10 protein-coding genes are annotated in these 12,667 nt (G+C 66.7%); 2 read left to right on the top strand and 8 right to left on the bottom strand.

Annotation, left to right across the window (positions count from 1 at the left end; translation table 11 throughout):
• Positions 1-68: 68 nt before the first annotated feature.
• From amaB to A0W70_RS00175, 4 genes are all read right to left on the bottom strand, one after another.
• Entirely contained in the window at positions 69-1,583 is a 1,515-nt protein-coding gene (gene amaB / locus A0W70_RS00190) for an L-piperidine-6-carboxylate dehydrogenase (RefSeq protein WP_070987214.1), read from the bottom strand.
• Between the two features lie 235 nt (positions 1,584-1,818).
• Positions 1,819-3,252, bottom strand: coding sequence for an FAD-binding oxidoreductase (locus tag A0W70_RS00185; protein ID WP_070987212.1), 1,434 nt, complete (start codon positions 3,250-3,252; stop codon positions 1,819-1,821).
• Complete coding sequence (hglS, locus tag A0W70_RS00180) at positions 3,252-4,670, bottom strand: 2-oxoadipate dioxygenase/decarboxylase HglS (protein ID WP_070987210.1); 1,419 nt, start codon at positions 4,668-4,670, stop codon at positions 3,252-3,254. Before hglS ends, A0W70_RS00185 begins: the two co-directional genes overlap by 1 nt.
• 497 nt (positions 4,671-5,167) lie before the next feature.
• Positions 5,168-6,079, bottom strand: coding sequence for a LysR substrate-binding domain-containing protein (locus tag A0W70_RS00175; protein WP_070987208.1), 912 nt, complete (start codon positions 6,077-6,079; stop codon positions 5,168-5,170).
• A 340-nt stretch (positions 6,080-6,419) separates the two neighbouring features.
• Here A0W70_RS00175 and A0W70_RS00170 point away from each other — a divergent pair, with 340 nt between their 5' ends.
• Positions 6,420-7,862, top strand: coding sequence for a 1-acyl-sn-glycerol-3-phosphate acyltransferase (locus tag A0W70_RS00170; protein WP_070987206.1), 1,443 nt, complete (start codon positions 6,420-6,422; stop codon positions 7,860-7,862).
• A 119-nt stretch (positions 7,863-7,981) separates the two neighbouring features.
• Here the strand turns inward: A0W70_RS00170 and A0W70_RS00165 are convergent, their stop codons facing one another.
• The 4 genes from A0W70_RS00165 to A0W70_RS00150 all read right to left on the bottom strand — a co-directional run bounded on the left by A0W70_RS00165 (position 7,982) and on the right by A0W70_RS00150 (position 11,410).
• On the bottom strand, positions 7,982-8,491 hold the full coding sequence (locus A0W70_RS00165) for a BLUF domain-containing protein (RefSeq protein WP_070987204.1): 510 nt from the start codon (positions 8,489-8,491) through the stop codon (positions 7,982-7,984).
• A 187-nt stretch (positions 8,492-8,678) separates the two neighbouring features.
• A complete protein-coding gene (locus tag A0W70_RS00160) occupies positions 8,679-9,371 on the bottom strand; it encodes an SDR family oxidoreductase (protein WP_070987202.1) in 693 nt (230 codons plus the stop codon).
• A gap of 381 nt (positions 9,372-9,752) precedes the next feature.
• Complete coding sequence (locus tag A0W70_RS00155; protein WP_070987200.1) at positions 9,753-10,706, bottom strand: glutathione S-transferase family protein; 954 nt, start codon at positions 10,704-10,706, stop codon at positions 9,753-9,755.
• A 233-nt stretch (positions 10,707-10,939) separates the two neighbouring features.
• A complete protein-coding gene (locus A0W70_RS00150; protein WP_070987198.1) occupies positions 10,940-11,410 on the bottom strand; it encodes a DoxX family protein in 471 nt (156 codons plus the stop codon).
• A gap of 98 nt (positions 11,411-11,508) precedes the next feature.
• Here A0W70_RS00150 and A0W70_RS00145 point away from each other — a divergent pair, with 98 nt between their 5' ends.
• Positions 11,509-12,489, top strand: coding sequence for a LysR family transcriptional regulator (locus tag A0W70_RS00145; RefSeq protein ID WP_083330651.1), 981 nt, complete (start codon positions 11,509-11,511; stop codon positions 12,487-12,489).
• Positions 12,490-12,667: the final 178 nt, after the last annotated feature.

Raw genomic sequence — 12,667 nt, 5'->3', positions numbered from 1 at the left:
CGCGCGTTCGCCTTCGGCGGAAACCCGGACACGACCCGCCTCAGCCCTTGGCCCTTCTTCCTGCCGCCTCAATCGATATCGAACGACACGCCCTGCGCGAGCGGCAGTTCGGTCGAGTAATTGACGGTGTTGGTGGCGCGGCGCATGTACTGCTTCCAGGCATCGGAGCCCGACTCACGACCGCCACCCGTTTCCTTCTCACCGCCGAACGCGCCGCCGATCTCGGCGCCGGAGGTGCCGATGTTGACGTTGGTGATACCGCAATCCGACCCAGCCGGGCCCATGAACCGCTCGGCCTCGCGCACGTCGGTGGTGAAGATCGACGCGGACAGGCCAGCACCGACATCGTTGTGCATCGCGATGGCGTCATCGAGGTCGCGGTACTTCATGACATAGAGAATGGGCGCGAAGGTCTCGCGCTTGACGACCGCCGCCTGCTCCGGCATCTCGACCAGTGCCGGGCGCACGTAATACGCGTTCGGTTCACCCACATCGACGGCCTCGCCGCCGGTGACCTTGCCACCGGCGGCCTTCGCCTCTTCCAGCGCCGCATTCATGGACTCGAACGCCCGTCCGTCGATGAGCGGGCCAACCAGCGCATCGGTGGTCAGCGGATTGCCGATGGTGACCGTCTCGTAGGCCTTGCGCAGCCCGTTGACCAGATCCTCATAAATGTCCTCGTGCACGATCAGGCGGCGCTGCGTGGTGCAGCGCTGACCGGCGGTGCCCATGGCGCCGAAGGCGACCGCGCGCCGGGTCATATCGAGATCGGCCGAGGGGCAGACGATACCCGCGTTGTTGCCGCCGAGCTCGAGGATCTGGCGGGCGAAACGCTGCGCCAGCCGTGGCCCGACCTGGCGGCCCATGTTGGTGGAACCGGTCGCCGATACGAGCGGGATGCTCGGGTGATCGACGAGCGTATTGCCGACCTCGGGACCGCCGATCAGCACGGTCAGCAGGCCCTCCGGCAGGTCGCCATCGAAGCGTTCGACCGCGCGCCGGAACAGCGCCTCGCACGCGAGCGCGGTCAGCGGGGTCTTCTCGGAGGGCTTCCACACCACCGGATCGCCGCATACCAGGGCATTCGCCGTATTCCAGCAGAACGGCGCGACCGGGAAGTTGAACGCGGTGATAACGCCGATGGCACCGAGCGGATGCCAGGTCTCCATCATGCGATGACCAGGGCGTTCACTGGCGATGGTCTTGCCGTAGAGCATGCGCGACTGGCCGACCGCGAAATCGCAGATATCGATCATTTCCTGGACCTCGCCGGCGCCCTCAGCCGGGATCTTGCCCGCCTCGATCGATACCATGCGCCCAAGGTCGTCCTTGTGGCGGCGCAGTTCCTCGCCATAAAGGCGGACCAGTTCACCGCGCTGCGGCGCCGGCACCATGCGCCACTCGAGGAAGGCCTGATGGGCGCGCTCGATCGCGCTGGCGGCCGCGTCCGCCCCGTGCTGATGGACCGAGCCGGCCACGGTGCCCGTGCAGGGCGATACGACATCCAGATCGCCGCCGGTGAAGGCCGATTCCTCGACCCCCATCCGGGTCATTACTTCTCGGGTTTCTGCGCGGATATCCATGATGTTGCTCCAGTACGTTCGTTTGGTTGCGGATTCCGGGCGTCGTCCCGGGAATCCACGGCATTGCAGGAATCGAGTGCCCAAGCTTCAGGAATGCCTGCGCTCGTGGGCTTTCAGGAATTCTGTCGTTCAACGCTCAAGAATCCCGTAGGTCGGGCTTAAGCCCGACACTCGCGAGCCCCGGCTGTGTCGGACTGAAGTCCGACCTACAGGACTCCCCGGCACTCCGCCTCGATCATTGCTCATCCGTTCCGTCGTGGCCGAAGCGGGCGGCGCCCGTCGCCTGCAGTCCGAGCGCTTCGCTGAACCGGTCCGCCAGCGTCTTCAGCACGTCCGGCGTATAGCGATCGTAGTAGCGCTGGTTGGCGCGGCCGATGGCGTGCTCGCCGCTGAAGCTGCCGCCGAAGTCCTCGACCGCGTGCTGCACGACCGCGTCGCGCAGCGCCTGTTCGTACCCTGCGCTCTGGCAGCGCTCGCGATCGTGGCAGACCAGATTGAAATGGATGCCGCCGTCGCCCACGTGCCCGAAGTCGCAGACCTCCAGTTCCGGCCAGTCGGTCGCCAGCCGCTCCGTCATCGAGGCGCGGAAGCGCATGACATCGGTACGGGCGAAGGCGAGGTCGAAGGCGAACAGCCGCCCGGCGTGTTTCACGCCCTCGGACAGGGCATGGCGCAGCGGCCAGAGTTCTTCCGGTGGTCCGAACAGGGCGTCCGACAACGGCTCGTCCGCGGCTTCCCAGAGGTCGGCAAGCGTCCGTTCGAGCACCTCGGCCAGCGTCGCCTCACCCTCGCCGGCCGGCGCCGTGCGGGCGATCTCGACCAGCAGCGCGATCGGCGGGATCGCTTCGTCGGAGAAGGGATTCCGCACCGACGGCGCGTGGGCGAGTGCATGGCGCATGGCATTGCCGGACATGAATTCGAACGCGCTCAGGTCGGCGCCGAGGCGGGTCTCGAGCCGGCGCAGCAGGTCGAATATCGCGGCCTCGTCACGCGGTACCAGTATTGCCGTGGCACGCTCGCGCGGCAGCGGCTCCACGTTCAGCACGCATTCGGTCACGATGCCGAAGGCACCGCTCGTTCCGATGAACAGCTGTTTCCAGTCCGGCCCGGTGTTGTCCTTGCGCAGCGCCTGATCCAGGCGCAGGACCGTGCCCTCGGCGTCCGGCAGGACCACCGTCAGCCCGAGCGTGTTGGCGCGGACATCGCCATAGCGCAGGAAACGGGCACCGCCCGTATTGGTCGCCACCATGCCGCCGACCATCGGGTCGGCCCCCAGATCGACGGGGAAACACAGCCCTTCCCGTTCCAGCCGGGCATTCAGTTCGGACAGGCGCATGCCGGCGCCGACGCGCACCGAGCGGTTGTCGACATCGATTTCACAGACGCGGTTCAGGCGTTCCACGCTGAGCACCGCCTGATCCGCCGAGGCATCGGGCGTCGAGCCCCCGACCAGCCCGGTATTGCCCGATTGCGGGACAAAGGGGATGCCATGGCGCACGCAGCAGCCGACCGCGGCCGCCACCGCGTCGGTATCCGCCGGGCGCAGGACAAAGGCGGCGTCACCGCGGTCGCCGCGCACCCCGGCCTCCCAGGCCGACAGGTCGCCGTCGGGCGCCACGACGGCATCGGCGCCGAGCAGATCCACCAGTTCGCGGGGTATTGAGGCCATCAGCCGGCGTTCGCGGTGCGTCGGGCGGCCGGCTGCAGGCGATCCAGGCAGGTGCGGATCGATGCCGCCTCGCGCTCGGCGTAGAGCGCGAACTCGTCGGCCGGCGCCGCGCCGAGCGCCGCCTCGAAGGCCGCCCGGTTGGCGTTGGCCGTAATATCGGGCCCGGAACCGTCACCGAGGTTGGACTGGAAAATCCCGGCGGCGCTGACCGGCAGGAAGTCTTCGTAGACGATCGGGTCGAAGCGGACCAGCCCATCGCCGATCAGGTCTTCGATCGCGCCCGCCACGCCACCCTCGGCCGCGGCTTTTTCACCGGCCGCGGTCAGCGAATACTGAAAGTACGCCAGCCCCTCCGCGCGGAGCGTCGCATAATCATCCGGGAAGTCGGCGAACGTCTGTTCGAGATGATCCATGTAGGCCTGCGCGTTCGAGCCATCGGCCGCCGGGGTGACCCCTGCCCGGGCAGCGGCGAGGCGTTCATCGTAGCGCGCGCGGCCCGTGGGCGTCAGGGCGGCGCCGCGCTGCTCGATCTCGCCGAAGCGCGCGGTGTGATGCCCCTCGACGAACCCGCCCCGCCCGTCCGGGAACCCGACCGGCTCCTCCAGCGCCTTGAACGATGTCTGGCGCAGAAGGATCGGGCAGCGCCGCTTCGGCGGCCCCTCGACCACCGCCTTGGGGGTGATGCCGCGTTCGGGCATCGCCGCCTGGGCGGCGTCGATATCGAGGGTGCGCGGGGTCAGGTGATTGATGTGCGGGCCGCGGAACGACACCACGTCGGCGATCAGCCGATGGGCGTCGTGCAGGCGCGCATACGTCCCGCGGTCGACACAGGCACGCGGATGCCAGCGGAAGGTCTCCAGCACGGCGGCGATGAACGCGTCCGCGTCTTCCGCGCCAAGACCACCGTCACGCTCGGCCTGCTCCAGCAGCCGCAGCGCGTCGTCGGTGAAGATCTCCCGCCGCGCCAGGATCGCCTCGGCCTCGGCCCGCAGATCGGGGTCATCGACCAGATCGAGCCGCAGCAGCGAGGTGAAAACGCGGAACGGATTGGCGGCGAGCGCCGCGGGATCGAGCGGCCGGAACGCGGTCGAATGCACCGGGATGCCGGCGGCGGTCAGATCATAGTAGCCGACCGGATGCATGCCCATGACGGCGAAGATGCGCCGCATGGTAAAGAGCTCCTCGGCGGTACCCAGACGGATGGCGCCGTGACGCTCTTCGGAGATGCGGTCGATGCCGTCGGTGGCATCCAGCTCACGCGCAAGAACGGGGTCGTTTTCCAGCGTGGCGGCATTGATGTCACCGACCAGCTCGACGAGCGAGCCGTACGCCGGGACCTCATTCCGGTACATCCGCGACATCGCCGCGCAGAAACGCGCGCGGAGATCGCTGGTGGCCGTGAAACCGTGATGCGGCATGGTGTCTGTCCGAATCCTGATGGTCGTCAAGGTTTGAATCGTAGCCTGCGGATTTGCGACTTTCTATCATTCTTTATGAACATATCGGTGCAAAAAACTCATTAATTGATCCATGAAACGGTTGGGCCTGGATCAATGTGTGTCGAGCGAATCCGGCGTTGTCAGGGGTTCTCGCCAAGGCGCAAAGGACGCCAGGGGACGCGAAGAAAACCTGTAGGAGCGGCCTTGGCCGCGAACCGCTTTCTGGTGGTGACGGCCTTTACAGGTCGTAGCGGTCGGCGGTGCAAGGGCACCGATACGGCATCTGCTCGCGCGTCGACCGGCCGGAATCCGGTGGCTGCGGATATCGGTTCGCGAGCAAGCTCGCTCCTACAGTGGCACTCTCTTCGCGTCCCCTGGCGTCCTTTGCGCCTTGGCGAGAACCCCTGACAACCTCGGCACACCCCACCACACAACCTTCAGCCAGCTGCCGGTTCTCATCCCTGCCAGGTAGCGGATTACGCCGGTGTGATCGGCGAGACCTCGGCGCGGATCCAGTCGATGAAGCGTCGGCAAAGCTCGTCCTCCACGCCGGCCGGGGTGACGATGTAGTAGGACTTGTCGGTGCGCAGGGTGGTGTCACCGATGCGGACGAGGCGGCCGGTGCGGAGCTCTTCTTCGATCAGATAGACCGGCAGCAGTGCGGCGCCGAGCGAAGCGAGGGCGGCGGTGATGATCATCGAGAACTGGTCGAACCACTTGCCGCGCAACACGGGATCATCGGTGAGGCCGGCGGCGCGGAACCATTCGCGCCATGCGTGCGGCCGGGAATCGAGATGCAGCAGCGGGACCGCGTCCAGCCCGGCCGGGTCGGTCAATCCATGGCGATCGACGAACTCCGGCGCCGCGACGGCGACGACCTCTTCGTCGCAGAGGGGAACCATGCGCGTATCCGGCCAGTCTTCGCTGCCGAAATGGATCGCGAGATCGAAGCGCTCGCGGTAAAAGTCGAACGGTTTCAGACAGGTGCCGATGCTGACGACGATGTCCGGATTGGCCGCCTCGAACTGTTCCAGCCGCGGAATCAGCCAGCGGTTGGCGAACGTCGGCAGCGAGGCGATGCGCAGCGCCCGGCGCTGATCGCCGGCCGCGATCGTCTGGTACACGGTCTGGCGCAGGCGTTCGAGGTCGGTGCCGAGCTCCTCGGCGAAACGGCGGCCGGCATCGCTCAGCACCACCCGCCGGCCGACGCGCCGGAACAGCGGGAAACCGAGCGTCTGTTCGAGTTCCCGCACCTGGCGGCTGACCGCGCTCTGCGTCAGGTGCAGTTCCTCGGCCGCGAGCGTGAAGCTCTCACGCCGCGCCGCCGCCTCGAAACAGCGCAGGACAGCGAGCGATGGCAGGATCGGGGTCTGATTGGCGCTTTTCACCCACCCGGTTCCGGTAGCTCGGTTGCGGCAGAATGATACACCCTCGCTTCGCGCGGAGGCATGCACGCGGTTCCGGTCGCATGGTGTCGGGTTTCCTTCGTCAACCTGACCTGCAGACGCAGAATCACGGGTCCGGCGCGTTGGGTTGAGCGCCAGCGATATCCGACAGATGGCCGTGCGGGCTGATCCGCCGGCACGGCATAAGTGCCCGGGAGTCACGCTCACCGCCGCGCCGCGTCCAACGAATCGCAAACGGACCAACGCATGGGCCATCCCCCGTGTATTTACCGGCGGCGGCGAAGCCTGTCACTGTAGCGCGTGCCGCGTGATGTGGAGCCTCATGAAACTCTACAATGGTCTGATCCGCTTCTTTCGTCTGGTGAACCGCCTGTACTTCGTGGATGTTCACGCGGCCGGACAGGAGCGGATGCCGGAACACGGCCCCCTGATCGTGGCGGCCAACCACCCCGGATCGATCCTGGATTCGATCCTGCTGGCCACGCATGTGTCGCGGCCGATCCACTACCTTGCACGCAGCGGGCTGTTCCGCTGGCCGGTCGCCGCTTCCCTTTTCCGGCAACTGGGTGCGATCCCGATCTACCGCGCCCACGAGAGCAACGACCACGCGACACGCAACGCCCAGGTATTCGCCCATGTGCACGAGCTGCTGGACGCCGGCGGCTGTGTGGGCATTTTTCCCGAAGGGCAGAACTCGCCCGCCGGCCAGGTCGGTCCATTGCGCACGGGTGCCGCCCGCCTCGCACTCGCCGCCGAGGCACGCAATGACTGGCAACTCGGGCTACGGATCGCGCCGGTCGGGATTACCTACGAGAACCATGACTTCCTGATGAGCGCGGTGATGCTGGGGTTCGCCCCTCCGATCCGTGTCGATGCCTATGCCGACCAGTATCAGGCCGACCCGGATGCGGCCATCCGGCGCCTCACGGACGACCTGCAGCTGGCATTGCGGCGCCAGACATTACACAGCGAAGACCGGAAACTGAGCGAGCTGGCGGCGGAACTCACCGCGGTGGCCGCCCAGCGACCTTATGATGAACACCGCCGCGGTAACCCGGAACCGGACGACGGCAACTACCGGGAGCCGTTGCTTAAACGCTGGCTGTGGCTCGGCTGGGGCTGGTACCAGCGCAGTTCCGCCGCCAGCCGGCGCGCGCTGGAGGAACGGGTCTTCAGCCGCCAGCGCATCAACCACGCGCTCGCGCGTGCGGCGGGGGCGGAACCGGCGGCCGTAGCCGCGCTGCGTAAGCAGGTCGAACGCTATCGCGACCATATGCACCAGACGCGCATCCGCCACGCGCTGTCGACGGATCCGGAGCAACCACTGCGCGATCGGTTACCGCGCCTGCGCATGACGGCCTATGCCATCGCCGCGGCGCCGGTCGCCCTGTTCGGCGCCATCCATAACCTCGTTCCGTATATCGTGACCCACCACACAGGGCGTCTGTTTCGTGATGAACCGGTTCGGGCATTCGCCTGGTTCGGGATTGGCGTGGTGACCTTCCTGGCGACCTATACGGGCATCGGGGTCTGGCTTTGGCGGACCACCGACCTGTCGAGCATGGCCACAGTCGCCTACATCGCCCTGCTGCCGCCGACCGGCATCGTCGCCCTCGGCTATCGCCGCGCCCTGTTGCTGTACCGCGAACGCATTCTCGTGCGGACTTTTCTCTGGAACCGACGCGATCTGCTGCGACTGCTGGAACACGAACGCGAAGTGATCCTGGCGCGGCTGAACGCGCTGATGCGACGTTATCCGGAATGAATCGATGCGCCACGTCCGTACGCAGGCCGCGGATTCGGGCTGGCGCCTGCATCCCGGCTACACGAAATCGGGCCCCGTAGCCCCGATGGCGTGAAACGGAATCCGGGAACGGGTATCAGCTACGCACCCCCGAACAGGCGCTTGAAGAACCCGCCGATACCACGGCCGTAGTCCTGGTCGGGGTTCTGGTTCGGGGCATCGCTGCCGACGAGGACCTCGATCACCTCTTCGATCATATTCAAATCGAAGCGGTAGGGATCGAACGCGGACATCCGATGGCGCTTGAGCACGCGCTCGATGTCCGACTCCATGGGCACGTATTTCATGGACCAGTCCGGGAAGCGGCGCTCATCGACCCGGCGCTCATCGAGCGTCCGCACATCCTGATGGCGCGGATCCTTGCTGATCTTCTGATACAACGCGTCCACGTCCTTCTCCGGTCCTTCCAGGACCTGCAGGAAATAGCCGTGACCATAGTGAAGGACCCCACCGATCTCCCTTTTCGGGTTATTGGTCTTGCAGGCCTGCAGGATCCGGCCGATCTCCGGATCGACGGCCGTGCCGCCGCCGCGGCTGGCCGAGGCCGACGTACTCGCATAGGTCAGACGGATCAGGTTCTGGCTGCTCATGGATTCTCCGGCACTGTTCTGGTTTGTTGTTCGTGTCGCTGGCACGAGGCCATGCGCACGCGTTTCCGCACTGCATACCCGGTCGCCGGCAAGGCGTCGCGTGGCGGGCCTTTGCCGGCCTGACGGCTGTATTCGGGATTGCCCCCGGGCTGGATGTACGCCCGGGGAAGGCTACGATCGGGAGCCGCTAGTCGGAGATGGGCGGCGTGGGCCGCACGAGGATCTCGTTGACATCGACGCGCGCCGGCTGGGATACGGCGTAGAGGGCGGCCTCCGCGATGTCCTCCGGTTCCATTGCCTGCTCCGGCGGTTCGTCGAAGAACGGTGTATCGACCATGCCCGGTTCGAGCACGGTGACCCGCACGCCGGTACCGCGCATTTCCTCGCGCAGGTTGTAGGCCATGCCGGTGACGGCCCATTTGCTGGCGCCATACATCGATCCGGCGATGGTCCCGCGACCGGCCGCCGACCCCATCAGGAGGACGTGTCCGCGCGCGGCTTTCACCGCCTCGAGCGAATGCCGGAGCGTGAGTCCCGCGCCATAGACGTTGGTCAGGATCATGTCGCGCCAGACCTCGGGATCGGCACCGGAGAATCCGCCCGGCGAGCCGCCACGACCGGCATTGGCGAAGACCACGTCGAGCCGCCCGAAGGTGTCGAGCACGCGCTGAACCATCGCGGCCTGCGCGTCGCTGTCCGTGACGTCGCACTCGATGGCGAGCGCTCGGTCGGAACCGCCCAGTTCATCGACCAGCGCGGTCAACTTGGCGCGTGAGCGCGCGGCGAGCGCCACGCGATACCCCGCGCCCGCCGCACGCCGCGCCGTCGCGGCACCGATGCCACTCGAAGCCCCGGTAATCAGGAATACGGGATCACTCATGGTCGTCCTCCTGTGGAATCATTCTCCGGCAACGGCCGGACTCTATTGCGCGCAATCCGATTGCAGACAACCTAACACAGGCCCGAACTCAAAGCGACCGCCCTCACGACGACACAGCCGTCATCGCGAGCAACCGGACGGAGTCAGCCGGCGGACGACGCCGCGGCCTTGTACAGGTGCACGCCGGCTGTTGCCTTCGGCAAAAGCCGGCCTACATCCACTCGCCCTTCGCCCTTCGCCCTTCGCCCTTCGCCCTTCGCCCTTCGCCCTTCGCCCTTCGCCCTTCGCCCTTCGCCCTTCGCCCTTCGCCCTTCGCCCTTCGCCCTTCGCCCTTGGCCCTTGGCCCTTGGCCCTCGGCCCTCGGCCCTCGGCCCTCCACCCTCAACCAACATCCACATCCCCAAGAATCCGAACCGGCCCGCGCGGCACGATGCGCGTCGGATTCAACGCCTCGATCGAGTAATAGCCCGTGCGGATGTGATCGAAATCGACCGTCGGACCGATGTCCGGGTGGCCATAGACCCTGCGCGTATACGCGGCCAGGGCCGGATAGTCGTCGAGGCGGCGGATATTCGCCTTGAACGCGCCGTGATAGGCGACGTCGAATCGGATCAGGGTCACGAACAGCCGGATATCGGACTCGGTCAGGCGCTCGCCGAACAGGTACCGCCGGCCATCCGCCAGTCGCGCCTCCAGCTGATCGAGGGCAGCGAACAATTCGCGCACCGCGTCGTCATAGGCCGCCTGCGTCGTGGCGAAGCCGGTCCGATACACACCGTTGTTGATCCGCGGATACAGCCAGTCGTTGAGGGCGTCAATGTCGTCGCGCAGATCGGCCGGGTACAGGTCGATCGCCGCCCGCTCCGGCGGCAGGAGGTCATCGAACGCGTAGCCGAACATCCGCAGCAGATCGGCCGATTCGTTGTTCACCGCGGTATCGGTCTTCGTGTCCCACAGTAGGGGCACGGTCGCGCGCCCCGTGTAATGGGGATCGGCACGGATGTACAGCTCGTGAAGCCGGCGCGAACCATGCAGCGGATCCGTCCCGGAGGCGCCCGGGAAGGCCTCGAAAGCCCAACCCTCGTCGGTCAGCCATGGCGCGACGATCGTGATCGGCACGATGTCCTCGAGGCCCTTGAGACGCCTGGCCGCGAGCACCCGCGACGCCCATGGGCAGATCAACGCGACGTAGAGGTGGTAACGCCCCGCCTCCGCCGGGAATCGGTCGGTACCGATCCATTCGCGAAAGCTGGAGTCCTGGCGGACGAAACCGCCTTTTGCGTCGGTCCCCTGGACCGGGTGGAACCGGCCCTGCCATTTGCCATCGACCAGCATGATCGATCTCCCGTAGTGGTCATCTCATCCGGTGACTGCCGGAATGGAAGTGATATGTATATCGCCGTCACTGGACGCATGCGTTTTCCACGCAGAGGCGCGGCGTGCGCAGAGAGCGCGAAGGACGGCGGATGATGCGGCTGCAGCGCTTTGCCGGAGTCCGAGGAGACCGTTTTGCGGCCTCCTCACTGCTCCGGACAATCCGGTACCCGGTGGTTCCGCAGTCCCGCGCGTCAGATACGCAGCCCGAGCTTACGGTCGAGCGATAAACGGTCGCCGCCGCGCAGGAAGATCGCGAAGGCGGTGACGCTCCACAGCAGCGGGTATTCGATGCCGCCCGCGGTCCAGAAGAAGCCGTTGGGGATATGCACCGTGAGCGCGACCGCGAGGAACGCACTGACCGCCAGGGCCGCCGGACGCGTGAACAGGCCGAGCGCGATGGCGAGGCCACCGAAGAATTCGATCAGGCCCGCCGCGAGCGCGAACAGGAACCCGGGTTCCATCCCCAGCGTGCCCTCGAAATACTGACCGGTCGCGGTGAGGCCATAGCCGCCGAACCAGCCGAACAGCTTCTGGGCCCCGTGCGGCACCAGCAGCAGGCCTACGGTGATCCGCACCAGCGGCCAAGCAAATGGGGCCAGGCGGTCGAAGACGCGGGGCTGAGGGATGGTATCGGTGGTGTGGTCTGCAGTCGTTACGTTCATGGTTCTACTCCTTTCGTCGATTGGCGCGACGCGCCGTGGATGTGAGACGAAGGATGTAGTAGTTTCCGTTTTACGACTAGACAGAAATTTTGCAACTCATGGTTGACGAAACGGAAACCAATCGGAATCCCGGACGCGAACCGGGCCGGGGCGTCGACACGGCCGCGGACCCGCATCGCCTGGGGGGCTCACTGGAAGATCTCCGCGCGTTCTGCGCGATCGTCGATTTCGGCACCGTTTCCGCGGCCGCGCGGGAACTGGGCGAGACCAAGGGCAGCATCAGCCGCCGCGTCTCCCGGCTCGAACGCCGGCTCGGGACCGCCCTGCTCGCGCGCACGCCGCGCGCTGTGACGCCAACGGAGGAAGGGACGGCCTTTCATGCCCGGGCGCGCGATGCGCTGGCACTGCTGGCGGATGCCAGTGAAGAGGTCCACGCGGCCCAGTCCGTGCCGAGCGGCAATCTGCGCGTGACCGCGCCGATCGATATCGGTATCGACGTCCTCCCGGAGCTGATCGCGCGCTTCCGCCGGCAGTATCCGCAGATCACGGTCGAACTGCTGCTCACGAGTACCGCCCTGGACCTCGCGACACACCGGATCGACCTTGCACTGCGGGCGACCGCCGGCGACCTGCCCGATATGGACTACCGTTCGTCCCCGCTGCTCGATTTCGCGATCCGGCTGTACGCGACACCGGACTGTCTGACGGCTCACGGCGAGCCGGAGGAGCCGGCCGACCTCACCGGGCACGACCTCGTAATGCCGCAGGATTACGGCGCCGCCGCGCCGTTGACGCTTCGCAGCGCGCGTGGCCGCACGGAAACGGTACCCGTGCGGCCGGTGATCCGGACCGGCGACTACGCCAGCGTGCACCGGATCCTGCGGGCCGGTGGGGGCATCGGCCCCCTGCCCGAAATCGTCGCCGCACCCGCGCTCGCGGCCGGTGAGCTGCAGCCCGTGCTGCCGGACTGGAGCGCCGGCTCGGCCCGCCTGCATGCGATCAGTCTGCGCGGCCGCGAGGCCCCTGCACGCGTACGGTTGTTTCGCGACTTTATCCGAGGATCTCTAGAGAACCCCTGATTGCAGGGAGTCCTGTAGGTCGGGCTTACAGCTCGACAGATCAGTGGCTTACTCTTGTCGGGCTGTAAGCCCGACCTACACCGTTCCCCTACGCGCTGCCCGGTTTTGATCAGCGCTTCCCCGCCCCGCTTTGGGCTGACGGTAAGCATCCGGCATCCCTTCGGGATCAGCATGACGC

It is taken from the genome of Halofilum ochraceum (assembly GCF_001614315.2).
Lineage (GTDB): Bacteria > Pseudomonadota > Gammaproteobacteria > XJ16 > Halofilaceae > Halofilum > Halofilum ochraceum.
Note: the sequence above shows the minus strand (reverse complement) of the source record. Positions and strands in the feature narration are given on the sequence as shown.